The organism is Tersicoccus mangrovi (assembly GCF_036881825.1).
Lineage (GTDB): Bacteria > Actinomycetota > Actinomycetes > Actinomycetales > Micrococcaceae > Tersicoccus > Tersicoccus mangrovi.
On the sequence record NZ_JBAJMW010000005.1, the window covers coordinates 148,117 to 172,387 of the forward strand.

Sequence of the window (24,271 nt, forward strand, 5' to 3'; positions counted from 1 at the left end):
CCCCCACAGTGTAGGTCCCGGCCGGAGGGGGTGGTGAATCGGCGGGCCGCCCCGTCGGGGTGCGCGGTCGCGGTCCGGCCGTGTCGGCGGGCTCCACGGAGGTGGTCCTGAGGGGGCGGCGTCGACGGTGCCGGACGGGGCGGTCCGGGCGTTGCGGCTCGCGCTCGCGCCTCAGACGTTCGGCGGGGTCGCGTGGTCGTCGCCCTCCGCCGCCGCCCGGGTGGCGTGGTCACCGGGCCGGCCGGCGACCAGTAAGGGCACCGGGACGCTGGCCGGGACGGCGTGGTGCAGGGCCGCGGCGGTCGCGCCGTCGGGGGCCACCACGTGGCCGTGCGACTGCAGCAGCAACCGCTGCACGCGGTTCCACCCGGTCACCGCGTCCTCACCCGCGGCCAGGCTCGTCGCCACGTCCCAGACGGCGCCGATGACGACGGGGCGACCGGCGCCGCCCGGCGCTGGATCAGCCGACCGGTCGCGGGTGGAGCCGGCGCGCTGCGAGGTCGCGGTGCGGCCGGAGGAGTCGTGTCCGCCGGAACTGACACCAGCGGCCCCGCCGGCACCGTCGGCGGCCTGAACGGCCGGGGACACCTGGGTGCCGGTGCCGTCGAACCCCGTGCCCGGTGCCGGACGCGGATCGGCGGGGCTTTCCTCGGCGTCGCCGAGCTGGTCGTGGAGCACGTCGATCAGGTCGATGACCTGCCCGATCCGGGGCACGGCCGGGGCGTTGCGCAGGACGGCCGCGACGTCGAGGGCGGCGGCACGGTCGGCGAGCATGCGCAGCCGGTCCACGGCATGGCCGCCGGCGGGGTCACCGGCGACGCGGGCGACCGTCTGCGCGGCGGTCAGCGTGAGGGTCAGGGATTCGGCGCCGACGTCGGCGGCGAGGTCGAGGTACTCGGCGACGTCCGCGGCGACGCCCTCGTCGGGCCGTTCCGCGAGCAGGTCGGCCGGCGCGGTCACGGTGATCAGGCGCAGGCCCGCCTCCCGCAGCCGTCGCCGGTAGTCGTCACGCACGCGGGAGCCGAGGTGGATGCCCAGGGCCTCCCCCGGGCCGGCCGCCAGCCCGATGACGGTGACGTCGTGCGCGCGGCACTGCTCGATCACCTCGTCGAGACCGGCCGCTCCGTCCACGAGCCAACCGGGTGCGGGTTCACCGGGCTCGATGCGCGGAGCGGCAGTCGTCATGCGCTCAGTCTTCCACGCCGCGCGAACAGCGCGGCGGCGGGCCACGCGTGCTCGCTGCACCGGCGGCTCCGGGCTCCGCCCGACTACCGGACCAGATACCCCCGGGGGTATAGTGATCGACGAGCGACACCACCGTCGCTCGAACCCGTGAACCACCGAACCCGTGAATCGTGGAGGAGAACCACCATGTGCCGAGCCGTGACCTGCAAGACCTGCGGAAAGACCACCTGGGCCGGATGCGGCCAGCACGTCGCCGACGTCAAGCGCTCGGTTCCCGCCGGCCAGTGGTGCAACGGCCACCCGAAGGAGCAGAAGGCGCCGGCCGAGGGCGGCCTGTTCGCGCGTCTCTTCGGACGGTGACCGACCACCGGCACGACGACGCGGCCGACCGGAGCCCCCGGCAGTTCTGGGAGCGCCGGTACCGCGACGAGCAGCGCGTGTGGTCCGGGCGCCCGAACCCGGCGGTGGTCGAGGCCGTCTCGCCCCTGTCGCCGGGCACGGCCCTGGATCTCGCGTGCGGTGAGGGCGCGGATGCGATCTGGCTCGCCGGCCTTGGCTGGACCGTGACCGGGGTCGACATCGCGCCGACCGCCGTCGACCGTGCCCGCCGCGCGGCGGAGGACCGGGGCCTGGGCGCCGTCGCCCGGTTCGTCGCGGCGGATCTGACCAAGTGGGAACCCGAGGGGCCGTACGACCTCGTGACGGCGAGCTTCCTGCACTCCCCCGTCGAGGTCCCGCGCACCGCGATCCTGCGGCGTGCGGCCGAGCACATCCGCGTCGGCGGTCATCTGCTGGTCGTCTCGCACGCGGCGCCCCCGCCGTGGTCGGGGCTCGCCCGGCAGCCCGGGCACCGTTTCCCCGGGCCGGAGCAGGAGTTCGCCGATCTCGAGCTGGGGCCCGCGTGGCGGATCGTCACCGCACGGACGAGCAGCCGCCCCGCGACCGGGCCCTCAGGAGAGTCCGCGGAGCTGCTCGACGGTGTGCTGCTCGCGCAACGCCGCTGAGGGCGTCGGCACTTCCCGTCAGAGGGACTCGCCGAGCTCGAGCCACCGTTCCTCGAGCTCGGCGGTCTCCTGCTCGAGCTCGTTGATCACCGCCATCTCCTTGTTCAGGCCGACGTAGTCCGCCTGGTCGTGGTCCGCGAGCGCGGTGCGACGCGTGGAGACCTGCTCGGCGAGCTTGCCGAGGCGCCGCTCGATCGCGGCGAGTTCCTTTTGCGCGGCCCGCAGGTCGGCGCCCGAGAGTCCACCGGTCGAGGAACCCGAGCCCGTGCCGTTCGATGAGCCGCTGTTCGAGCCGGCGTTGTGCGAGGAGCCGGACCCGGCCGCCTCCTGCGCGGTGCGCAGCCGGAGGTACTCGTCGACGCCGCCAGGCAGGTGCCGCAGCCGCCGGTCGAGGATCGCGTACTGCTGGTCGGTGACCCGCTCGAGGAAGTACCGGTCGTGGCTGACGACGATGAGGGTGCCCGGCCAGGAGTCGAGCAGGTCCTCCATCGCGGCGAGCATGTCCGTGTCCAGGTCGTTCGTCGGCTCGTCGAGGATCAGCACGTTGGGCTGCTCGAGCAGGATCAGCAGCAGCTGCAGCCGCCGCTTCTGCCCGCCGGAGAGGTCCTTGACCGGCGTCGAGAGCTGCGCCGAGGCGAAACCGAGCCGCTCGAGCAGCTGGCCGGGCGTCAGCTCCTGCGCCTTCGACCCGGTGCCGAGCGTGTAGGTGGAACGGAGCCGTGCGACGACGACGCGCACCGGGTCCGCGAGGTGCTCCTCGAGCTCGTCGAGCCGCTGGGTCAGGGTCGCGACGTTGACCGTCTTGCCCCGTTTGACCCGTCCCGACGTCGGGTCCACCGCGCCGTCCACCAGGCCCAGCAGCGTGGACTTGCCCGCACCGTTGACTCCGAGGATGCCCGTCCGCTCCCCCGGCGCGATCCGCCACTCGACCCGGTGCAGCACCTCCCGGTCCTCGTACGCGACGGAGACGTCGAGCAGGTCGACGACGTCCTTGCCCAGCCGCGAGACGGCCAGGGACTGCAGGTCGACGCGGTTGCGGATCTCAGGGACGTCGGCGATGAGGGCGTTGGCCGCGTCGATGCGGAACTTCGGCTTGGACGTGCGCGCGGGGGCGCCGCGGCGCAGCCACGCGAGCTCCTTGCGGGCCAGGTTCTGCCGCCGTGCCTCGGTCGCGGCGGCCTGCCGGTCCCGCTCGACGCGCTGGAGGATGTACGCCGCGTAGCCGCCCTCGAAGGGCTCGACGATGCGGTCGTGCACCTCCCAGGTCGCGTTGCACACCTCGTCGAGGAACCACCGGTCGTGGGTGACGACGAGCAGGCCGCCGGCGTTGGCGCTCCACCGCCGCTTGAGGTGCCCGGCGAGCCACGTGATGGCCTCCATGTCCAGGTGGTTGGTGGGCTCGTCGAGGGCGAGGATGTCGTGGTCCCCGCGCAGGAGCCGGGCCAGGGAGACACGGCGGCGCTGTCCGCCGGAGAGGGTGCCGAGCCGGGCGTCCCAGGGCAGGTCGCCCAGCAGGCCGGCGATGACGTCGCGGGTGCGGGCGTCGCCGGCCCACTCGTGCTCCGGCTCGTCGCCGACGACGGCGTGGCCGATCGTCTCGTCGTCGGGCAGGGTGTCGGCCTGTTCGAGGACGCCGATGCGGGTGCCGCCGCGGACCGTGACCCGGCCGCTGTCCGGCTCGCGCCGACGGGCGAGCATCGCCAGCAGGGAGGACTTGCCGTCGCCGTTGCGGCCGACGATGCCGATCCGGTCGCCCTCCTCGACCCCGAGGGTCACGGAGTCGAAGACGACCTTGGTCGGGTACTCGAGGTGGAGGGCCTCGGCCCCCAGAAGATGCGCCATATCCCTTCAAGGGTAGGCCGTGGAGCGACACGCCGACGACGCGCCGAACGGACCGACTCCTGGTCCGACCGGACGACCGGAAGCCCTCAGCCGCCGGTGCGGGAGAGGATCTGGGCGCCGCCGACCGGGCCGGTCACCGGCACTGCCGGGATGTCACGGTGGCCGAGACTCGTGGCGACCGCCTCGGCGTCGTCCTCGTCGATGCACAGCAGCGCGAGGGTGGGACCCGAGCCCGAGACGATCCCGGCCAGCGCGCCCGCGGCCAGTCCCTCGGCGAGGACGGGCCGCAGCTGGGGGGCCAGCGTGAGCGCGGGCTCCTGCAGGTCGTTGTGCAGGACGGCGGCCAGGCCGTGCGGATCGCCGGCGCGCAGGGCGTGCAGGACGTCGGCGGGCGGGGCGGGGACCGGGATGCGGTCGGGCCCGGCACCGCCGGCGACGGCCCGCCGGTGCTCGTCGAGGGCCGTGAAGGCCTGCGGCGTGGAGATGCCGAAGCGGGCCGGGACGAGCACCCAGTGGAACGGGACCGGGGCGAGCGCCGGCGTCAGCTCGGTGCCGGTGCCCAGGCCCACGGCGACGCCGCCGAGCAGGGCGAAGGGGACGTCGGCGCCGAGCTGCTCCCCGAGCCGGGCGAGGGCCCGGTGGCCGAGCGCGGTGCCGAGCAGCGCGTCGCACGCGACGAGGGCAGCGGCCGCGTCGGCCGATCCCCCGCCCATGCCGCCGGCGACGGGCACGGCCTTGCTCAGCTGCAGGTGGACGCCGCCGTCCCAGTCGGAGGAGGCCAGGACGAGGGCGGCGGCGCGGGCGGCGAGGTTGGTGGCGTCCCGCGGGATCGAGGCGAGCAGGTCGACGCCGGTGTCCAGCTGCCGTCGCGCCTGGCTGGCGAGCACGCTGCCGGGGGTGAACTCGACGGACAGGCTGATGCCGGGCTCGTCGGTCGCCGTCGCGGTGACGTGCTCGAGCAGGGAGACGGCCTGGTAGACGCTGGCCACCCGGTGGTAGCCGTCCGCACCGAGCGGGCCGACGAGGAACGAGACGTTGACCTTGCCGGGAGCGCTGACGGTGACCGAGCTGCGGGTTCCCGGCATGCTCACGCGTCCTGCTGCCGGTCGGGGTGGTGCTGGGCGAGCCGGGCGAACGCGCCGACGTCGAGGGTCTCGCCCCGGGCGGAGGGGTCGATGCCGGCGGCCCGCAGTGCGGTCTCGGCCGCCGCCGGGGAGCCGGCCCATCCGGCGAGCGCGGCGCGCAGGGTCTTGCGACGCTGGGCGAAGGCGGCGTCGATGGCGGCGAACACCTCGCGCCGCGTCGCCGTCGTCGCCGGGGAGGCCCGCCGGACGAAGGAGACGAGACCGGAGCTGATGCGCGGCGCCGGCCAGAAGACGTTGGCCCCGACGGTGCCCGCCCGGCGGACGTCCGCGTACCAGGCGGCCTTGGCCGAGGGCACCCCGTAGACGCGGCTGCCGGGCCCGGCGGCCAGGCGGTCCGCGACCTCCTCCTGCACCATGACGAGCCCGTGGGTGAGGGTCGGCACCGTCTCGAGCAGGTGCAGCAGCACGGGGACGGCGACGTTGTACGGCAGGTTCGCGACGAGGGCGGTGGGCCGGCCGGGCAGGCCGGTGACGGCGGCGGCGTCGGCGGTGACGACGGAGAGGGCGCCGGCGCGGTCCGGCCGGTACTGGCGCACGGTCGCGGGCAGCTGCCCGGCGAGGACGGGGTCGATCTCGACGGCGACGACGGCGGTCGCTGCGTCGAGCAGACCGAGCGTGAGCGAACCGAGGCCGGGGCCGACCTCGAGCACCGTCTCGTCCGGGGTGACGTTCGCGGCGGTGACGATGCGCCGGATCGTGTTGGGGTCGATGACGAAGTTCTGGCCGAGCGTCTTGGTCGGCTGGACGCCGGCCTGCTCGGCGAGCCGGCGGATCTGCGCCGCGCCCAGCAGGCCGGTGGTGGAGCCGGCCGCGGGCGCGGGCAGGTCAGCGGTCATGCAGTCATCGTAGCGACGCGGACGGACCCTTCCGCCCACCGGGTGGACGCGCGGCGTCACCCCAGCGTCGGCCGGGCGGCGCCGCTCAGGCGAGGGGGCCGACCAGGGCCGAGGCGACGCTGCCCGAGGCTCCGCCGGCGAGCGCCGTCCACGGGTCGATGCTGCCCGTCGCACCCCCGGTCGACCCCGTCGTCGGTTGCGGAGCGGGCGACGACGGGGCCGTCGGTTGCGGCGTCGGCAGCGACGGCGCGGGCACGGGCTGGGACGGTGCGGGCTGGGAGGGGGCGGGCGTACCCGTGCGCGATCCCATCCACGGCATCACGGCGTCGGCCTGGCTCGGCTCCTGCGCGCTCGGCGCCGGGACGGGCGCCAACGGCGCGGACTGGGCCGGAGCGGACGGCACCGGCGCGGCGTCCGACGGAGCCGCCGTGGGCTGGGCCGGCTCGGCCGGCGCAGGGGTCGCGGGAGCCGGGACGACACCGGCGGGTGCGGGCACCGCCGGGGCCGGGGCGCTCCCCGGGCCCGGGACCGCTCCGTCGGCCGGCGGCGCCTGACCGGGCCGGTCCAGGGTGCCGACCGAGAGGATCCGGGAGACCGGCTGCCGCACGGTCGTCGAGCCGACCAGCACCCGCCCGCGCGGCTGCCCGTCGACCATGCGCGTCGTGAAGGTGCGCACGATGACCCCGGGAACGCCCTCCCGCAGCACGACGCTCTCGCCCGCGTAGCGGGTGGGATCCTGCCGCACCTCGGTGCTGAACGGCACGTTCTCGCGCTCGTCGACGGTGGCGCCGGTGCCGATCCGGGTGACCGAGATGCGCAGCTGCGCGGTCGGTACGCTGCCGGGATCCGGGGCGACCTGGTCCCGCGGCCCGATCGTGATGCCCTGCTCGGTGATGGCCTGCCGGACGGTCGGGGCGGCGGTGCGCACGGTGCGGGTACGCCCGTCGGCGGTGATGGTCACGCGCTTGGGCGTCGCGATCGCCAGCGGCCGCGGCACCGTCGTCAGATCGCGGTCGTCGGGGACGGCGGCGCGGCTGCCGGCCGGCAGGGCCAGCGAGTGGATGAGCTCCCCCACCGTGTGCAGCGGGGTGGTCAGGTGGCGCGCCTGGCCGTCGATGAGCAGGTCCAGTTCCCTGGCCCGCGTGATGTGGATGGTGTCGTCGTCGCCCACCTGCTCGTCCAGGCCCGGGTCGACGGCGTCCTGCGCGCCCGTCGTCACGCCGGCCTGCGCGAGCACGTCCCCGACCCGCCCGGCACCCGACTGCACCGACGTGCTCGTCGGTGCGGCGGCGCCGTCGGACACCGTGATGGTGACGGTCCGGGCGGGCGCGGCGACGGCGAGGCCGACGGCACCGGCGACGGCCAGCACACCGACGAGGACGGCACCGAGAACCACTCCGGCGACCCGGCGAGGGCGCGGGCGAGGAAGGTCCGGGCGGATGATCACTGCAGGCCCCCAGGGCTTCGACGAGGACCCGCCGCCGGTCGCTCACCCGGGAGGGGCAGGGACGCGGCAACGGGACGGCGGTGGCCCGGACTGACGGGCGACCTCCATCGACCGTAACCGAATCGTGACCTGATGACCAACAGGACGTCGCCCGGAGACGTGCCGGGCGTGTCCTCGATCAGGCGGTGCGACCCGCGTCCGCCGCCACGGTCTCCGGGGCCCACGAGCCGTACACCCGTTCGGTGTTCTCGCGCAGTACCGTGCACAGCTCGGCGACGTCCATCGCCCGCGTCGCGGCCATCGACCGCACCGTGTACGGCACGAGATAACTGGCGTTCGGGCGCCCCCGGTGCGGGTGCGGCGTGAGGAACGGCGCGTCCGTCTCGACGAGCACGAGCTCGGGCCGCGCGACCCGCAGCGCCTCCCGCTGGGCGTCGGCGTTGCCGAACGAGACGGTCCCCGAGAAGGACATGTACCAATCCCGCTCGTTGCACAGCCGCGCGAGCTCGCCGTCGCCCGAGAAGCTGTGGAAGACGACGGCGCGCGGCTGCGGCTCCTGCTGCAGGATGGCGACGACGTCGTGGTGGGCGTCCCGGTCGTGGATCTGCAGGGCCTTGCCGAGCCGGCACGCGAGGTCCAGGTGCCGGCGGAACGACTCGTGCTGCGGGCCGGCATCCTCGCGCGGTGTGCGGAAGTAGTCCAGGCCCGTCTCCCCGATCGCCCGGACCCGCGGGTGGGCCGCGAGCGCCTCGATCTCGGCCAGGGCGGCCTCCAGTTCGCCGCGCGCGGCGTACCGGACGGCCTCGTTCGGGTGGATCGCGACGGCGCCGAGCAGGCGCGGGTCCCGTTCGATCGCGGCGACGGTGAAGCGGGAGGACTCGAGGTCGCACCCGACCTGCACCGCCCCGGCGATGCCGACCCGTTCGGCGGCGTCGAGCGCGTCGGGCACGTCGACCTCGACGAGCCCGTCGTGGAAGTCCAGGTGGGTGTGGTTGTCCATCACCGGCAGCGGCAGCGGCTCGGGCGCCGGCGGGTACGTCAGCCGGCGGGACCGGCCGTTCTCCCCCGTCGCACTGCGCCGCCGGCCGGGGTCGGCGTCCGGCGCTGCCGAGTCGGTCGCTGCGTCCGTCGCGTGGTTCGTCTGCGGGGTCCGGTACTCGGGCGGTGCCTCCGGCGCGGTCGGGCGGACGTCGGCGTCAGAGGAGGACATGTGTCCAGCGTAGTCAGGGCGGCGTTGGGTACGCTGGACGGATCGCGGTAGCGCACGCCCGCCGGGCAGTGCGGCCACCGCACCGTGATGGACGGAGAGTTCATGGCCACAGATCCGGGCACCACGGCCGGCCTGGCGGAGGCGCCGTTCGCGGCTCTGACCACGGCGGTCCTCGACGCGATCGGCACGGTGATCGACGGCAAGGCCGAAGCGGCCCGCACCGCGCTGACGGTCCTGCTCGCGGAGGGTCACCTGCTGCTGGAGGACGTGCCCGGGGTGGGCAAGACCCTCCTGGCCCGCTCCCTCGCCCGGACGATCGACGCGACCGTCAACCGGATCCAGTTCACGCCGGACCTGTTGCCCTCGGACGTGACCGGGGTGGCGATCTTCGACCAGCGCACGACCGCCTTCGAGTTCCGTCCCGGTCCCGTGTTCGCCCACCTCGTGATCGCCGACGAGATCAACCGGGCGTCCGCGAAGACGCAGTCCGCGATGCTCGAGTGCATGGAGGAGCGGCAGGTCACGGCCGACGGCATCACCCACCTGCTGCCCGAGCCGTTCATGGTCGTCGCGACGCAGAACCCCCTCGAGATGGAGGGCACCTACGCGCTGCCCGAGGCGCAGCGCGACCGGTTCATGGCGCGGGTGGCGCTCGGGTACCCGGACGAGAACGCCGAGATCACGATGCTGCGCACCCACCAGGCCGCCTCGCCGCTGGACGACCTGCGCCCCGTGATCGGCCTCGACGAGGTGGCATCCCTCATCCGCCAGGTGCGCGCCGTCTACGTCTCCGACGCGGTGCACGCCTACGTGGTGCGGATCGGCACCGCGACCCGCACGCACGCGGGCCTGGCGCTCGGCGCGAGCCCCCGTGCGCTGCTGCAACTGCTGCGGGCCTCGAAGGCGGAGGCCGCGCTCTCGGGCCGGGACTACGTGCTGCCCGACGACGTCGCCCGTCTCGCCCCGACCGTCCTGGCGCACCGCCTCGTGCCGGTGCGCCGGTCCTCCGACCCCGACGCCGCCGTGGCCGACGCCCTGGACTCCATCCTCGCGTCCGTGCCGGTCGAGTCGGGGCGAGGCTGACGACCGCACGGGACGGACGGGAAGGGACGGCGGCCATGTACCGCGACGCCACCGCACGAGGATCCCGGGGCGGATCCTCCCGGGGCCGCGGACGGCACGGCGACGGTCCGCGCGACCGGGCGCGCACGGCGGCCTCGGCCCGGCCCGCCCGCACCTCCGGCACCGCCGAGGAGGCCCGCTGGCCCCTGACCCGGCGCGGGTGGAGCTTCCTGGCCGTCGCCGTCGTGGCGCTGCTGGCCGCGCAGGTGCTGGGCCGGCGCGACCTGCTCTCCCTCGGCGTCTTCCTCGCCCTGCTGCCCGCCGCGGGCCTGCTGTACCTGCGCTGGTCCCGGCCCGTGCTGACCGCGCGGCGCTGGTTCGAGCCCGAGCAGGCCGAGGTCGGCCGGCCCGTGCGCGTGCACCTGGCCGTCGACGGCACCGTCAACGGCGTGCAGGCGCTCGCGCAGGAGGACGTCGACCCGGCCCTGGGCACCGCGCTGCGGTTCCGCGTCCCCGAGCCGGGCCAGGTGCCGGCCGGCGACGGGCCGCGCACCCGGCGCGTGCGCGGCCGTTACCGCTACGAGCTGCACCCCACCCGGCGCGGCGTCTACACCGCCGGGCCGCTGCGGCTGCGTCGCCAGGACCCCTTCGGCATGACCGCGCGGCAGGTGCTCACGGGCGAGGCCGACGTCGTGGTCGTCCGACCCCGGCTCGTCGACCTGCGCGGCGGGCAGGACGAGGGCTGGCGCGACGTGCGGGGCCTGAGCCCGGCCGTGCGGACCACCGCGCAGTCCGACATCGACGTCAGTACGCGCGACTACCACCCGGGCGACCCGATCCGCCGCGTGCACTGGCCGGCGAGCGCCCGGCACGGCAAGCTCATGGTGCGCCAGGAGCTGAGCACGACGACGCCGCCCGCGGTGCTGTTGATCGACGACCGGCTCGGCGCGCACCTGTCCCGCACGGGCGCCGCGTTCGCCCCGTCGGCGTCCAGCGGTGAGCTGGTGACCAGTGACGGGTTCGAGCTGCTCGTCAGCCTCGGCCTGTCCGTCGCGTCGGAGCTGAGCCGCGTGGGCGCCGACGTCGTCGTCCGCGCCGCCGACGGGCGCCCGCTGCTCGAGGCGAGCCCCACGGCGGTCGACGGAGCGCAGGAGCTGTTCGCCCGCACCGCGGGCATCGACGACCTCGCCGAGGGTCTGGCCGGCCTGTCGCTGCGCGCCGGCGGGCGCGACGACGGCGCGGGCGCGCGGCGGTCCTTCCCGCGCCGGGGCACGCGGCGCGGCGGCCCCGGCAGGACGGCCACCGACGCCAGTGCCGTGTTCGACCCGGCCGTGCTGCGGGGGCTGCCCCACGACGTGCCGGACGGGGACCTCTTCGTCCTCGCCGGCGAGCTCACCGACGCCGAGGCGGCGCGGCTGGCCGCCCTCGCCGGCTCGGTCGCGGCGGCGCACGTCGTCCTCGTCGTGCCGCGGCCCGACGCGGCGACCCGCACCCTGGACCGGTTGCGCGACGCCGGCTGGGCGGCCGTCGCCGTCGACCGGCACGAGACCGTCCGCTCCACGTGGCAGGCGCTCACCCACGAGCACGCCTCCCGCCCGGCCCAGCGGCACCCGCTGACCACCGGCCCCGTCGACACCCCCCTCCCCGGACCGGCCCCCACCAGCAGCCGGCCCGGCGGGCACTCCGCATCCCGAGGATCCACCCGATGACCGTCACCGACACCCGTCCCGCGTCACCACCACCGGGACGCGCCGACAACGGCAGCTCCTCCGTCAGGAATCGGGGCGGCGGCCGGGCCGGGCGCCTCGACCTCCTCGGCGTCGTGCCCTCCCTCGTCGTGCTGGCCGCCGTCGCCCTGACCCTGCCCCCGATCACCGGTGTGCTGCTCGGCAACGCCTGGATGGTGCCGGTACTCGTGTGCACGGCGGTCGCGCTCCTGCCGGTCGCCCTGCTGCGGGCGGTCCGGGCGCCCGAGGGCCTGCTCACCGTCGCGGGGGCCGTGGTGCTCGTCGCCGCCGTCACCGCCGTCTACTTCCCGGCCACGGCGGTGCTCGGCGTCGTCCCGACGACGGGGACGCTCACCGCCGCCGCCGACGCCCTCACGGCGACGTCGGACCTGATCCGCACCTCGGTGATCCCGGTCGAGGCCGACACCGGCACCCTCATGCTGCTCTCGATCGCGGCGGGCCTCATCGCGCTCGTCGTCGAGGCGCTCGTCTTCAGCCTGCGGATGCCCGCGCTCGGGGGCGTGCCGCTCATCGCGCTGCTGCTCGTGCCCGCGCTGATGCGCCCCGACAGCATCGGCGTGCTCGGCTTCGCCGGGGCGGCGGTCGGCTACCTGCTGGTGCTCGCCGGCGGGCACGCGTGGGCGCTGCGCCGGTCCTCGGAGGCGTCGGCCGCCCCCTTCCCCGCTCCCTCTCCGGCGTCCGGACCCGTTTCTGGTCGTGCCGTCACCGCGCGGTCGACCCGGCAGGCCGACACCCTGGACTCCGCACCGGCGGGCTGGGTCTCGACGGCCGTCCTGTGCGTCGTCGTGCTCGTCGCCTCCCTCGCCGTGCCGGCCGCCATCCCCGGCTTCAGCACGGGCCTCTTCCCGCACGGATCCCGGCTCCGGCTCGTCGACCCCGACGACCGGGTCAGCCCGCTGATCCGGCTCGGCGACGACCTCAAGGCGCCCCAGGCCGGCCGCGGCGAGCTGCGGTACTCCACGACCGCCGACACGCCCCTGTACCTGCGGATGTCCACGATCACCGACCTGGACGGGTCGCAGTGGGGACCGGACCAGAACCCGGACTCCTACGAGACGCTGCGCAACACCATCGCGGACAGCCCCACCACGACCGGGCGCACGGACTACGCCCGCGTGCAGACCACGGGGTACTCGATGCCGTGGCTCCCGGTCCCGCAGAACGCCCGCTTCATCGGCACGAACGACGCCCGGTGGGTGGTCGATCCGGGCACCGGAGACGTGCGGACGGCCGACGGCCACGGCTACTCCTCCGCCGAGTACGTCACCCAGCTGATCACGCCGCAGCTGACCCGGCAGGCCCTGCTCGACTCCCCCAACCGGGTGCCGGCGTCGATGGCGTCGAGCCTGCAGCTGCCGAACCGGATGCCCGCGGTGATCACGGAGACCGCGGACCGGATCGCGGCGACCAGCCCGGACCACTTCGCGCGGGCCCTGGCCATCCAGCAGTTCCTGCGCGGCGGCTCCTTCACGTACTCGCTCGATGCGCCGGGCCGCAACGGGTACGACGGCACCGGGATCCGGATCGTCGGGGAGTTCCTGACCCAGCGCGAGGGCTACTGCGTGCACTTCGCGTCCACGATGGCCGTGCTCGCCCGGGTGATGGGGATCCCGAGCCGCATCGTCGTCGGGCTCGCGCCGGGACGGGCCGCGGACGGGCCGGTCGGCGACGCCACCCGGGCCCCGCGAGGGCAGCAGTGGCAGACCTTCTCCTCCGACTCCCGGGACGCGCACGCGTGGCCGGAGCTCTGGTTCGAGAACTACGGGTGGGTGCCGTTCGAGCCGACGCCCGGGCGCGGTGTGCTGCCCGGGTACACCGTGACGCCGGGCAGCACGTCGTCCACCGCCCCGAACAGCAGCGAGGCGGACCCGCGGCAGCAGGCCGGGGCGCCCGCGTCGGCGGCGCCGGAGAGCGCACCGGCCACCACGGCCCCGGGCACGGCGACCACGCAGGCGACCCGGGCCAGCTCGCCGTGGCTGGTCGGCCTGTCCCTCGGGATCGTCGCCCTCGTCGCGGTGCTCCTCGTCCCGGCGCTGCTGCGGGCGGGCCGCCGCCGGCGACGGCTGGATGCGGTGCGCGACGCCGACAGCGGGTCCGCCGCCCTCACGGCCTGGCAGGAGGTCCTGGACACGGCCGTCGACGTCGGGCGCGGGCCGGGCGCCCACGAGACACCGCGAGGCTTCCTGGCCCGGCTCGGGCAGGAGAGCTCCGTCGCCCTGCCTGAGGCCGCGGCCGAACGCCTCGTCGGCGCGGTGGAGCGGGCCCGGTACGGCCCGCCGGTGCTCGCGGGCGCCGGGTCGGCGTCCGGGGCGTCGCTCCGCGTGGTGGACGGTGCCGGCTCCCGCCCCGGGGACGACGCCGGGCGGGTGCAGGTCGCCGACGTCGAGACCATCCGTGCGGCCCTGCTGCAGCCGCTCTCCCGGCCCGCCCGGTGGTGGGCGCACCTGGCGCCGCGGTCGCTGGTCACCCGGTCGGCGGCACGACCCCCGTCCGGCCGGTCCTCGTCCTGGCGACCCCTGTCCGCGCGCATTCTCACCCACCGCGCCCGATTGGGCCGCTCGCGATCGCGGCCGGACGACCGGCACGACGGCTGACCGGCCCGAATCCGTCCCCAGTAGAGGCCCCCGACGACGAACGGCGCCCCACCCGGATCGGGTGGGGCGCCGTCGTCGGTCGGTCGTGCTCCCGTTCGTCGCGGAACGGGCGCTCGGGCCGGGCCTCAGGCCTGGTCGGCCCAGGGGTCGGCGATGCCGACGTACTGGGTGGAGAGGTACTCGGAGAGACCCTCGGTGCCGCCCTCGCGGCCCATGCCGGACTGCTTGACGCCGCCGAACGGTGCCGCGGCGTTGGAGATGACGCCGGCGTTCAGGCCGAGCAGGCCGACCTCGAGTCGCTCGCCGATCCGCAGGCCGCGGTTGATGTCCTTGGTGAAGACGTAGGCGGCGAGCCCGTACTCGGTGGCGTTGGCCAGCCGGACGGCCTCGTTCTCGTCGTCGAACACGGTGATCGGCGCGACCGGGCCGAAGATCTCCTCGGACAGGATCCGGTTGCCGGCGGGGACGTCCGCGAGCACGGTCGGCTGGTAGAAGTAGCCCTCGCCCTCCGCGGGGGCGCCACCGACGAGGGGCTTCGCGCCGTCCTGCACCGCAGCCGTGACCAGCTCGTGCACCTTGTCCCGGCTCTTGGCGTCGATGAGCGGGCCGACGTTGGTCGTCTCCTCGGTGCCGCGACCCAGCTTGAGGGCCTTCATCTTCTCGGCGAAGGCGGCGCTGAACTGCTCGGCGACGTCGCGGTGCACGAGGAACCGGTTGGCCGCGGTGCAGGCCTCGCCCATGTTGCGCATCTTGGCGGCCATCGCGCCCTCGACGGCGGCGTCGATGTCGGCGTCCTCGAAGACCAGGAACGGGGCGTTGCCGCCGAGCTCCATCGAGGTGCGCAGCACGGTCTCGGACGCGTCCGCGAGCAGGCGGCGGCCCACCGGCGTCGAGCCGGTGAAGGAGATCTTGCGCAGCCGGTCGTCCTTGATCAGCGGGCCGGTCACCTTGCCGGCGCTGGTCGTCGAGACGACGTTCAGCACGCCCTCCGGAAGGCCGGCGTCCATCAGCACCTGCGCGAACAGCTGCGAGGTGAGCGGGGTGAGGGCGGCGGGCTTGAGCACCATGGTGCAGCCGGCGGCGATCGCGGGAGCGATCTTGCGGGTGGCCATCGCCAGCGGGAAGTTCCACGGGGTGATGAGCAGGCACGGGCCGACCGGCTTCTTCATGGTCAGCACCCGCAGCTTGCCCTCCGGCGAGGAGGAGTAGCGGCCGAACGCGCGCACGGCCTCCTCGGAGAACCAGCGCAGGAACTCGGCGCCGTAGGTGACCTCGCCCTTGGCCTCGGCGACGGGCTTGCCCATCTCGAGGCTCATCAGCAGGGCGAACTCGTCGGCACGCGCGGTGACGGCGTCGAACGCGCGGCGCAGGATCTCGCCACGCTCGCGCGGGGCGGTGCGGCCCCAGCTCTCCTGGGCGGCGACGGCGGCGTCGAGGGCGGCCTTGCCGTCCTCGGGGCTCGCGTCGGCGATGGTCAGCAGGGTCCGGCCGGTGGCGGGATCCTCGACGTCGAAGGTGGCGCCGCCGGTGGCCTCGCGCCACTGGCCGCCGATGAGCAGCTCGGTGGGGACCCGGTCGAGCAGTTCCTTCTCACGGTCGGCGATGGTGGCGACCACGGCATTCTCCTTCGTGTCGGGTGAGGTTGAGGGGGGACCGGAGGCCCGGTACGGGCAGGCGGTCTTCGTGATCCACGCTACGGCCGGGACGGGGTGCTGTCCATGTGCATCCGGTCGCCCGGACGGGGTCTTCTGGTGCGAGTGCACCATCAGCTGGAGGGCTGACGCAGCGCTGCCTCGTAGAGGTCGCGGCGGCTCAACCCGGTGCTCGCGGCGACCTGCGCGGCGGCGTCCTTGAGCCGCGTCCCGGCCGAGCGCAGCGCCGTCACCTCGGCGAGGGCGTCCTCGAGCGAGAGGGCCGGGGCGGTGGGCGCACCGGCGACGACGACGACGATCTCCCCGCGCGGCGGGTCCTCCCGGGTGCCGGTCAGCAGGCCGCCGAGCGAACCACGCCGTACCTCCTCGTGCAGCTTCGTCAGCTCCCGGGCCAGAGCGGCCTCACGGTCCGGCCCGAACGCCTCGGCCAGGGCGGCGAGCATCGCCTCGACGCGATGGGGGGCCTCGAAGAAGACCATGGTGCGGGGCTCGGCGGCGAGCTCGGCCAGCCGGGTGGCACGCTCCCCCGTCTTGCGCGGCAGGAAGCCCTCGAAGCAGAACCGGTCCGTGGGCAGCCCGGACAGGGCGAGGGCGGCAAGCACCGCGGACGGGCCGGGGGCGACGGTCACCGGGACGTCCTCGCGGACGGCGGCGCTGACGAGCCGGAACCCGGGGTCGGAGACGGCGGGCATGCCGGCGTCGGTGACGATGACGACGGTCGCGCCGGACCGGGCGGCCTCGAGCAGTTCGGGCGTGCGGCTGGCCTCGTTGTGCTCGTGATAGCTGGTCACGGAGCCGGTCGTGGTGATGCCGAGGCCCTGCAGGAGGCGGTGCAGACGGCGGGTGTCCTCCGCGGCGACGACGTCGGCGGTGGCGAGCAGGTCGCGGAGCCGGTCGGTCGCGTCGCCGAGGTTGCCGATCGGTGTCGCCGCCAGGACGATGCTGCCCGGGCTCGTTCCCCCGCCGTCGCCGATGCCCTCACGCTGCTCCACACCGTCGAGGGTACCCGCGCGGCTGCGCCGGAGTGGTGGCGGGGCCGGCGGCGGCTCGCTCCTGCACCCGGTCCCCCGACACGCCGACGTTGCCGGGGACAGGACGCCAGGTCCCACCCGAGTCCGGCGTTTCCCGGGACCGGGTACGCGGCGTGCACCACGTGCACTCCTGTCCCGTCGACCACGGTTGTTTCTCGGGACGGGGCGCAGCTCGAGATGGCCGAGCCCCCGTGACCCGCGTGTCACTCCGTTGTTCCCGTCATGACACCGTTTCCCGTCATGCCCCGGTCCACCTGTGACACCGTCGACTTGTCACAACACCGCTGCCGACGTGACAGCGTGGACGGTCATGTCGACGGTTCCGGCGTGACAGCGTGTCCGTCATGACGACGGAACAGTCACCGGGATGGCGTCGGCTGGACAGCCGGCTCGTCCACGACGGCCGGATGCGGGTCGTCCGGCACGGGGTGCAGTTGCCCACCGGCGAACGCATCGACTTCGAGGTCGACGAGAGCGTGCCGGCCGCGGCGGCGACGCTGGTCCTCGACGGCGCCGACGTGCTGCTGACGCGACAGTTCCGGTACCCGATCGGACGGACGATCCTCGATCTTCCCGGCGGCGGCGTCGAACCGGGCGAGAGTCCGGAGTCGGCGGCCCGGCGGGAGATGATCGAGGAGATCGGCCGGATCCCGCTCGACCTCGTCCCGTTGCACCGGTACTTCGCCAATCCCGGCCGCGCCCGGTGGGCCGTCCACCTCTTCTTCTGCACCGCGACGGCCGGCACACGGGCCGGGGATGGACCGGACACCGGATCGACGACGACGGAGCGGGGCGCGACGGCCGGCACCGAGCCCTCCGAACAGGTCCAGCTCGCCCGCGTCCCCCTCGTCGAGCTCGACGACATGATCACGACCGGGCAGATCGTCGACCCCTCGCTGCTGGTGGCACGGCTGATGGCCGCCGCGACCGGGCGCTTGCCCGCCGTCGGAACCCGCCTCACCTGACTCCCGGCGCCGCATCCACGGCATCGCCCGGCGCCGCATCACCTCTCCACGGGCGGAGCCTCACCCTGGATCCCGCAACACGCCGTCGCCCGCGGGGACATGACGCCCGATCCCACCGTTTCCCGGCGTGTCCCGGGACCGGGCACGAGCCGACACGACACCCGCGGCGCCACTCGGCCACCCCGGACGACCCCGGCCACGACACCCCCGCGACACCGGCCCTCACCCGCCCGGGCAGCACAGGACCGGCCCGTAGCATGGACGGGTGAGCCACCCTGCGAGTCCGACCGAGACCGATCCCGCGTCGACTCGCCCGGCATCCACGGCCGCCCCTGGCACCCCCGCCGCACTCGGCCGCATCCTCCGACGGCGCGTCCTGGCGCCCGGTGAGGCGCTGACGTTCGCCGCCCTCAAGCTCCGCCTCATCGGCCTGCCCACGGGCCTCGGCTCGACCGGTCTCGGGGCGGCCGGGTGGGCGCTCATCGCCGTCGCCGCCGTCCTCGGCGGTCTGCTCCGCTTCGTCCGCCTCGGCGACCCGCACGCCCTCGTCTTCGACGAGACGTACTACGTCAAGGACGCGTACTCGATGCTGCAGAGCGGGTACGAGCGGAGCTGGCCGGACAACGCCAACCCGGCGTTCATCGCCGGTCACCCGCAGCTGCAGAACACTCCGGAATACGTCGTCCACCCGCCCGTCGGCAAGTGGCTGATCGCCTTCGGCATGTGGCTCTTCGGCTCCGACAACGGGTTCGGCTGGCGGTTCAGCGCCGCTGCGATCGGCACCCTGAGCATCGTGCTGATCGGGCTCGCCGCGTGGCTGCTGTTCCGCTCCCGGGTCCTCGCCGGCCTCGCCGCGCTGCTGCTGGCCATCGACGGCCACCACCTCGTCATGTCCCGCACCGGGCTGCTCGACATCTTCCTCTCCTTCTTCCTGCTCGCCGCCTTCGTCGCCCTGCTGCTGGACCGCGACGACGGGCGACGACGGCTCGCCCGCCGGCTCTCCGACGCTGCCGCGGACGGCCTGGGCACCGTGACCGCCGGCCGTCCCGCCCTGCTCGAGACAGGGCCCTTCCTGGGGCTGCGGCCGTGGCGCCTGCTCGCGGGCATCCTGATCGGCCTGGCGCTCGGCACCAAGTGGTCCGCCCTGTCCTTCGTCGTCGTCTTCGGCCTCATGACCCTGCTCTGGGACCTGAACGCGCGCCGTCTCGCGGGCATCCAGCACTGGATCCGGGCGGGCATCGTCAAGGACGGCCTGCTCGCGTTCGTCGCCATCGTGCCCGTCGCCGCCGTCACCTACCTGTTCACGTGGACCGGCTGGTTCCTCTCCGGCGACGCATGGGACCGCCAGTGGGCGGCGCAGAACCCGTCGACGACGTGGAGCTGGATCCCGGCGTCGCTGCGGTCGCTGTGGCATTACCACCTCACCGCCTATCAGTTCCACCAGGGGCTCAGCGCCGAGCACCCCTACCAGGCGAGCGCCTGGACGTGGCTCGTGATGGGCCGGCCGACGTCGTTCTACTACGAGTCCCCGACCGGGCCCGTGAGCGGCTGCGACGTGCAGAATTGTTCCTCGGCCATCCTCTCGGTGGGCAACCCGCTGATCTGGTGGACGGCGGCGCTGGCACTCATCGTGCTGCTGTTCTGGTGGATCGGACGGCGTGACTGGCGCGCCGGCGCCATCCTGGCGGGCGTCGCGGCCGGATACCTGCCGTGGTTCCTCTACCCCGAGCGGACGACGTTCTTCTTCTACGCCGTCTCCTTCGAACCGTTCCTCGTGCTCGGCCTGACCATGGTCGCCGGACGGGTGCTCGCGACGCCGCGAACCGCCGATGACGGCACGGTTCCGGCAGCTCGCCGCCGGTGGGGCATAGTGGTGATCGGGGTGTTCGTGGCGGCCGCGCTGCTGCTCACCGCGTTCTTCCTGCCCATCTGGACGGCCGAGGTGATCCCCTACGAGCAATGGCGGCTGCGCATGTGGATGCCCAGCTGGATCTGAAAGCGAGCGTGTCCGGGTGACCCACCCCCTCCACCCCTTCAAGGAAGCGAGCACGGAGCTCCTCGTCACGGTGGACCGCCAGTCCAACACCACCGACCTGCTGGCCCAGTTGGTGCGTCGCAGCCCCTGGACTCCCCTGTACGCGGTGCGCTCCGACGACGGCTGGACCGACGTCACGGCCGGCGAGTTCGAGGACCAGGTCAAGGTCCTCGCCCGGGGGCTGATCGCCTCGGGGCTGAAGCCCTCGGACCCGGTCGCGGTGTTCTCCCCCACCAGCTACTCGTGGACGCTGGTCGACTTCGCCATCTGGTACGCGGGCGGCGTCACCGTGCCGATCTACGAGACGTCCTCCCCCGCCCAGATCGCGTGGATCCTGGCCGACTCCGGCGCCCGGCACGTGTTCGTCGCCGACGGCGCCCGGCGCCGCATGGTGCAGACCGCCGCCGAGGAGGCCGGCTGCAGCCCGAGCGTGTGGCTGATGACCGACGAGGGCTACGGCCCGGACTTCTCGGACCTGCGCCTGCTCGGGGAATCCGTGACGGACTCGCTGCTCGAGGCGCACCGGGCGAGCAACACCCTGGACACCGCCGCGTCGCTGGTCTACACCTCGGGCACCACCGGCCGGCCCCGTGGCTGCATCATCACGCACGGCAACTTCAGCATCCTGGCCCGCAACACCATCCCGGTGCTCCAGGACGTGATCGGTGAGAACGGCCGGACCCTGATGTTCCTGCCGCTCGCGCACGTGCTCGCCCGCGCCGTGCAGGTGATGTGCCTCGTCGGACGGGTCCAGATCGCCCATGTGAGCAACACCGGCACCCTGATGCGCGACGTCGAGACCTTCGCGCCGACCTTCCTGCTGGGTGTCCCGCGCATCTTCGAGAAGATCTTCGCCGCGACGCAGCGCCGGGCGGAGAACACCGGGCTCGGCAAGCCGTTCGCGGCGGCCGTGCGTACCGCCGTGCGCTGGTCCGAGCTCGAGCAGGAGCGGGCCTGGTACCGCGGCCCCGCCTCGGCGGCTCCCCGCATCCCCCTGCGACTGCGCGCGGAACACTCCCTCTACGACTCCCTGTTCTACCGGCGGCTGCGCACGGCGCTCGGCGGTTCCCTCAGCTACGCCATCTGCGGGGCCAGCGCCCTGGACCCGCAGCTGACCCACTTCTTCCGCGGCGCCGGCATCACCGTGCTGGAGGGCTACGGCCTCACGGAGACGACGGCGCCGGCGGCCGTGAACGTGCCGAGCAGCACCAAGGTCGGCACGGTCGGCATCCCGCTGCCGGGCACCACGGTGCGCATCGCCGACGACGGCGAGATCCTGATCCGCGGCGTGGGCGTCTTCGCCGGCTACCACCGGGGCGCCCCGGTGCGGCACGACGACGAGGACGACCCGGCCGGCTCCGGTCCGTCGACCGGTCCCGCTGCGGCCGAGCTGACCCTGGTGGACGCGTCCACGCCGGACCTGACGGTCGTCGACGAACTGCCGACGGACGGCTTCCTGCACACCGGTGACCTCGGCCGGATCGACGACGACGGCTTCCTCACCATCACCGGCCGGCTCAAGGACCTCATCGTGACCGCGGGCGGCAAGAACGTGGCCCCTGCGCCGCTCGAGGAGGTTCTGCGCCGCGACCCGCTGATCGACCAGGCCGTCGTCGTCGGCGATGACCGGAAGTACGTCGCGGCCCTGCTGACCCTCGACGAGGAGGAGCTCGCGGTCTTCGCCTCCCGGCACGGCCTGGGCACCCTCACGCTCGCCGAGGCGGCGGAGAACCCGCAGGTGCGCGAGCACCTGCAGCGGGCCGTGGACACGGCGAACAGCGCGGTGTCCCGCGCCGAGAGCATCCGGCGCTTCGCGGTGCTGCCGACCGAGCTCACGCTCGAGTCCGGGCACCTCAGCGAGAGCCTGAAGGTCAAGCGGCACGTCGTCACCGCGGACTTCGCCGACGCCATCGAGAGCCTCTACACCCCGGAGCCCGCCTCGGCCTGAGGGCTGTTGTTCCGAGCGACGCCTTTCGACCGGTACGTGCAGAACGACCCGCCACCGCGGCTGCGGTGGCGGGTCGTTCTGCGTCCGGGAGGACGGCGTCAGGCGACGAGGCTGCCCTCGTGCTCGGCCATCGACCGGCGCAGGGCCTCCTGCGCGGCGCGGGACCGGTCGCGGCGGCGCCGCGTCGGCCACGTCATGATCAGGGTCACGACGCTGACGATGAGCACGATGCCGCCGATGACGATGCCCGAGTCGACCCAGAACTGGGACGGGAACAGGCGGATCAGCGCGTCGTTCTCGTAGAACGTCCAGTTGCCCTGGGAGAACAGCACCCGGTGGAACGTGGTGAAGAACATGCTCCAGTCGATGACCGCGAGCACGCCGAGGACGATGATGACGACGAGCGTGATCACCGACCCCGCGAAGAGGCCGCGGCGCACGCCGCCGAGGTACCGCTTGGCGAGGTAGATGACGGCGATCAGGCCGAGCACGGCCAGTACCGCGGCCGCGATGTAGGTGATCCCCACGAGGTTCTTGACGTCCACCATGTGGCTGACCTCGCCCTCGGTCAGCAGCGAGCCGCCGTCCTTGCCGGGGATCTGCGTCAGGTAGCGCGGGTTGGCGAAGTTGTTGATGTAGTCCTCGACGGCCGAGCCGAAGGTCAGCCGGTCGTCCGTCGTGTAGCCGTAGGTGTCGACCGGGAACCCGGGCCGGTGGTACTCGATCCACAGGAACAGGGGGGACGCGACGGCGCGGATCGCGGCGACGAGCAGGACGACGGGGAACGCGATCGCGAGCACGACCTGCCAGAAGCGGCCGGCGGCGGGCTTGCCCTCGAGGGCGGCGTCGCGGCGGTCGGCCCGGCGGCGCGCCTCGTCGTCGTCCAGGTCGGCGGCGGCGACGGTGTCGCGGCCGCCGACATCGGACTCGTCGACGCGGGCACCGGTGGTGGGCGCCACGTTGTCGCGGTCGGCGGTGTCGCGGTCGGCGACGGGCGGCTCGGCTGTGCGGTCGTCGGTGGCCCGGTCCCGCGGCAGGCCGTCGGCCCGGCGGTCGAGGCCGCCGTCACGGACCGGTGCGGTGACGGGCTGGGCGGTCGTGTCGGTCTCGTGCCGGTGGGCTCCGGCGGCGACGGCACCGCCCGCGAGGGCGGCTCCGGCGGCCGTGGCGCCGATGACGCCCGCACCGGTGTGCCGGTCGTCGTCGCGGCGCGCGGAGTCGACTCGGTCACCGTCGAGCGCGTCCCGATCCGCACCGGTGGGGTCGGCACGGTCCCGGTCGGTGCGCTCGTCGGTGTCGATGCGGTCGGCCGCGTCACCGTCGACGTCGCGGTCGCTGTCACCGAACCGGTCGTTGCTGCTGTCACCGAACCGGTCGGTGCGGCGATCACCGAGCCGGTCGGCAGCCTGATCGTCCGCCCCGGCGTACCCCGCAGCGGACGGCTCCGCACCGGTGGCCGTGTCCGCGCGCGAACCGGCGACGTCGTCACCGGCGGCGACGGCGGCCGCACCCAGCGGCGGCGGGACACTCTCCGAGTCCGGCTGCGTGGCCGCGGTCCGGCGATCGATGGTCGTGGCGCCGGGGGCGGCGCGGCCTGCGTCGGTGCGGGCGTCCGTCTCCGTGATGCCGGTGCCGACCGCCGGCGCGGCCGACGCGTCGGCGCGGTGCTCGTCGGAGGCGTCCGGGCCGGCGACGTGCTGGTCGGTGCTGTCGTGGTCGACGGCGTGCCGGTCGGCATCCTGCGGACCGTTGTGCTGGTCGGCCGGCTCGGCGCCGTCGACGGCGCTCGTCGCGGTGCTGTCGCCGCCGAACTCGCGGTCCCAGTCGTCCATCGCGGCGGCGTGGTCGAACCGGTCACGCCACCGGCCGTCCCCGTCACCCGTGGCTCCCGCGGACGACTCGGCGCCCGGCGCCTCGCTCGACGGCACGGCGCGATCGGCCGGATCGACCTGATGGGCGTCGTTCGCAGCGGTGCCGTTCACAGCGGTGCCGTTCGCAGCGGCGTTCTGGCCCGCCATCCCGTGGCCTGCCGTCGCAGTCTCGTCCGGGACGAGCGCGACGGGCTCGGTCACGCGGACACCGGCGTGGCCGGTGCCGTCGGCCTGCAGTTCGGGTCCGAGGTCCGCGTTGCCCGGGCGGTCACGCCCGAGCGGCTGATCGTCACGGAGCTCGTCGGGCCGCCCGAGGTCGTCCTGCTCGTCATCGAGCCGGTCACCACGGGCTTGGTCGCCGTGCGAGTCGCCGTGCACGTCATCGCCGCGCTGGTCGTCCCACGCGCTCCGGGACCCGGCACCCGTGGAGTCGGCCTGGGCCCGGTCGGCCTCGCCACGGTCGCCGGCCGGCGTCTCCTGCTGGCTGCGTTCGCGGCGGTACTGCTCGGCCAGCTCGCGGGACGTGGGGATGTACCGGTCGCCGTCGTCGGTGTCCAGCGGCGGATTCTCGTCCTCGGGTCGGGGTGTCCTGCTGCTCACGGATCTCCTCGTTCTCTCCCGGCCGGATCGGGGCCGACGGGTGGGTGGCCGGCCGGCGCGGAGCCGGACGCGGTCGGCGCCCCGACGCCCGGACCG

Annotated in this window: 17 protein-coding genes; 8 read left to right on the forward strand and 9 right to left on the reverse strand. The window is 74.5% G+C overall.

The genetic code is table 11. The features are described 5' to 3' along the window. Positions 1 to 171: 171 nt before the first annotated feature. Entirely contained in the window at positions 172 to 1,185 is a 1,014-nt protein-coding gene (locus V6N00_RS11330; RefSeq protein ID WP_334232432.1) for a hypothetical protein, read from the reverse strand. 186 nt (positions 1,186 to 1,371) lie between these two features. Between V6N00_RS11330 and V6N00_RS11335 the strand changes: the two genes are divergently transcribed. Further along, positions 1,372 to 1,545: a hypothetical protein gene (locus V6N00_RS11335; RefSeq protein ID WP_198928489.1), complete on the forward strand. Its 174-nt coding sequence runs from the start codon at positions 1,372 to 1,374 to the stop codon at positions 1,543 to 1,545. Beyond that, positions 1,542 to 2,189, forward strand: a complete 648-nt coding sequence (locus tag V6N00_RS11340) for a class I SAM-dependent methyltransferase (RefSeq protein ID WP_334232435.1) — start codon at positions 1,542 to 1,544, stop codon at positions 2,187 to 2,189. Before V6N00_RS11335 ends, V6N00_RS11340 begins: the two co-directional genes overlap by 4 nt. Positions 2,190 to 2,207: 18 nt before the next feature. On the opposite strand, the gene V6N00_RS11345 is transcribed toward V6N00_RS11340, so the two are convergent. From V6N00_RS11345 to V6N00_RS11365, 5 genes are all read right to left on the reverse strand, one after another. Next, positions 2,208 to 4,031 (reverse strand): ABC-F family ATP-binding cassette domain-containing protein, encoded by a 1,824-nt coding sequence (locus V6N00_RS11345; RefSeq protein ID WP_334232436.1) that lies wholly within the window; start codon positions 4,029 to 4,031, stop codon positions 2,208 to 2,210. Between the two features lie 86 nt (positions 4,032 to 4,117). Next, positions 4,118 to 5,116, reverse strand: coding sequence for a 4-(cytidine 5'-diphospho)-2-C-methyl-D-erythritol kinase (locus V6N00_RS11350; protein ID WP_334232735.1), 999 nt, complete (start codon positions 5,114 to 5,116; stop codon positions 4,118 to 4,120). A gap of 2 nt (positions 5,117 to 5,118) precedes the next feature. Continuing rightward, the gene (gene rsmA / locus V6N00_RS11355; protein ID WP_334232437.1) at positions 5,119 to 6,012 is read right to left on the reverse strand and encodes a 16S rRNA (adenine(1518)-N(6)/adenine(1519)-N(6))-dimethyltransferase RsmA; all 894 of its coding nucleotides are present in this window, start codon (positions 6,010 to 6,012) and stop codon (positions 5,119 to 5,121) included. Between the two features lie 85 nt (positions 6,013 to 6,097). Next, positions 6,098 to 7,408 carry a ubiquitin-like domain-containing protein gene (locus V6N00_RS11360; protein ID WP_334232439.1) on the reverse strand — a complete coding sequence of 437 codons (1,311 nt, stop codon included), beginning with the start codon at positions 7,406 to 7,408 and terminating at the stop codon, positions 6,098 to 6,100. A gap of 229 nt (positions 7,409 to 7,637) precedes the next feature. Then, positions 7,638 to 8,669 (reverse strand): TatD family hydrolase, encoded by a 1,032-nt coding sequence (locus tag V6N00_RS11365; RefSeq protein ID WP_334232442.1) that lies wholly within the window; start codon positions 8,667 to 8,669, stop codon positions 7,638 to 7,640. Positions 8,670 to 8,756: 87 nt separating this feature from the next. On the opposite strand from V6N00_RS11365, the gene V6N00_RS11370 reads away from it, so the two are divergent. The 3 genes from V6N00_RS11370 to V6N00_RS11380 are packed head-to-tail and all read left to right on the forward strand — an operon-like array spanning position 8,757 to position 14,073. Then, entirely contained in the window at positions 8,757 to 9,752 is a 996-nt protein-coding gene (locus tag V6N00_RS11370; protein WP_416385077.1) for an AAA family ATPase, read from the forward strand. 35 nt (positions 9,753 to 9,787) lie between these two features. Then, positions 9,788 to 11,440: a DUF58 domain-containing protein gene (locus V6N00_RS11375; RefSeq protein ID WP_334232445.1), complete on the forward strand. Its 1,653-nt coding sequence runs from the start codon at positions 9,788 to 9,790 to the stop codon at positions 11,438 to 11,440. Continuing rightward, positions 11,437 to 14,073, forward strand: coding sequence for a transglutaminase TgpA family protein (locus tag V6N00_RS11380; RefSeq protein WP_334232446.1), 2,637 nt, complete (start codon positions 11,437 to 11,439; stop codon positions 14,071 to 14,073). Before V6N00_RS11375 ends, V6N00_RS11380 begins: the two co-directional genes overlap by 4 nt. Before the next feature lie 125 nt (positions 14,074 to 14,198). On the opposite strand, the gene V6N00_RS11385 is transcribed toward V6N00_RS11380, so the two are convergent. Further along, positions 14,199 to 15,689: an NAD-dependent succinate-semialdehyde dehydrogenase gene (locus tag V6N00_RS11385; RefSeq protein WP_334232448.1), complete on the reverse strand. Its 1,491-nt coding sequence runs from the start codon at positions 15,687 to 15,689 to the stop codon at positions 14,199 to 14,201. Between the two features lie 149 nt (positions 15,690 to 15,838). Continuing rightward, entirely contained in the window at positions 15,839 to 16,717 is an 879-nt protein-coding gene (gene rsmI, locus V6N00_RS11390) for a 16S rRNA (cytidine(1402)-2'-O)-methyltransferase (RefSeq protein WP_334232449.1), read from the reverse strand. A gap of 383 nt (positions 16,718 to 17,100) precedes the next feature. On the opposite strand from rsmI, the gene V6N00_RS11395 reads away from it, so the two are divergent. The 3 genes from V6N00_RS11395 (at position 17,101) to V6N00_RS11405 (ending at position 21,704) form a co-directional block, all read left to right on the forward strand. Beyond that, on the forward strand, positions 17,101 to 17,721 hold the full coding sequence (locus V6N00_RS11395) for an NUDIX hydrolase (RefSeq protein WP_334232451.1): 621 nt from the start codon (positions 17,101 to 17,103) through the stop codon (positions 17,719 to 17,721). A 265-nt stretch (positions 17,722 to 17,986) separates the two neighbouring features. After that, entirely contained in the window at positions 17,987 to 19,717 is a 1,731-nt protein-coding gene (locus V6N00_RS11400) for a dolichyl-phosphate-mannose--protein mannosyltransferase (protein WP_334232453.1), read from the forward strand. Between the two features lie 16 nt (positions 19,718 to 19,733). Beyond that, on the forward strand, positions 19,734 to 21,704 hold the full coding sequence (locus tag V6N00_RS11405; RefSeq protein ID WP_334232454.1) for an AMP-dependent synthetase/ligase: 1,971 nt from the start codon (positions 19,734 to 19,736) through the stop codon (positions 21,702 to 21,704). 98 nt (positions 21,705 to 21,802) lie between these two features. On the opposite strand, the gene V6N00_RS11410 is transcribed toward V6N00_RS11405, so the two are convergent. Further along, positions 21,803 to 24,175, reverse strand: coding sequence for a TIGR01906 family membrane protein (locus V6N00_RS11410; RefSeq protein ID WP_334232455.1), 2,373 nt, complete (start codon positions 24,173 to 24,175; stop codon positions 21,803 to 21,805). Between the last annotated feature and the right edge of the window lie 96 nt (positions 24,176 to 24,271).

Bases quoted from the DNA above. Each gene is read 5' to 3' on its own strand.
- V6N00_RS11370 (WP_416385077.1), top strand. From the start codon at position 8,757: ATGGACGGAGAGTTCATGGCCACAGATCCGGGCACCACGGCCGGCCTG.
- V6N00_RS11345 (WP_334232436.1), bottom strand. From the start codon at position 4,031: ATGGCGCATCTTCTGGGGGCCGAGGCCCTCCACCTCGAGTACCCGACC.
- V6N00_RS11365 (WP_334232442.1), bottom strand. From the start codon at position 8,669: ATGTCCTCCTCTGACGCCGACGTCCGCCCGACCGCGCCGGAGGCACCG.
- V6N00_RS11375 (WP_334232445.1), top strand. From the start codon at position 9,788: ATGTACCGCGACGCCACCGCACGAGGATCCCGGGGCGGATCCTCCCGG.
- V6N00_RS11380 (WP_334232446.1), top strand. From the start codon at position 11,437: ATGACCGTCACCGACACCCGTCCCGCGTCACCACCACCGGGACGCGCC.
- V6N00_RS11350 (WP_334232735.1), bottom strand. From the start codon at position 5,116: ATGCCGGGAACCCGCAGCTCGGTCACCGTCAGCGCTCCCGGCAAGGTC.
- rsmA (WP_334232437.1), bottom strand. From the start codon at position 6,012: ATGACCGCTGACCTGCCCGCGCCCGCGGCCGGCTCCACCACCGGCCTG.
- V6N00_RS11335 (WP_198928489.1), top strand. From the start codon at position 1,372: ATGTGCCGAGCCGTGACCTGCAAGACCTGCGGAAAGACCACCTGGGCC.
- V6N00_RS11330 (WP_334232432.1), bottom strand. From the start codon at position 1,185: ATGACGACTGCCGCTCCGCGCATCGAGCCCGGTGAACCCGCACCCGGT.
- V6N00_RS11395 (WP_334232451.1), top strand. From the start codon at position 17,101: ATGACGACGGAACAGTCACCGGGATGGCGTCGGCTGGACAGCCGGCTC.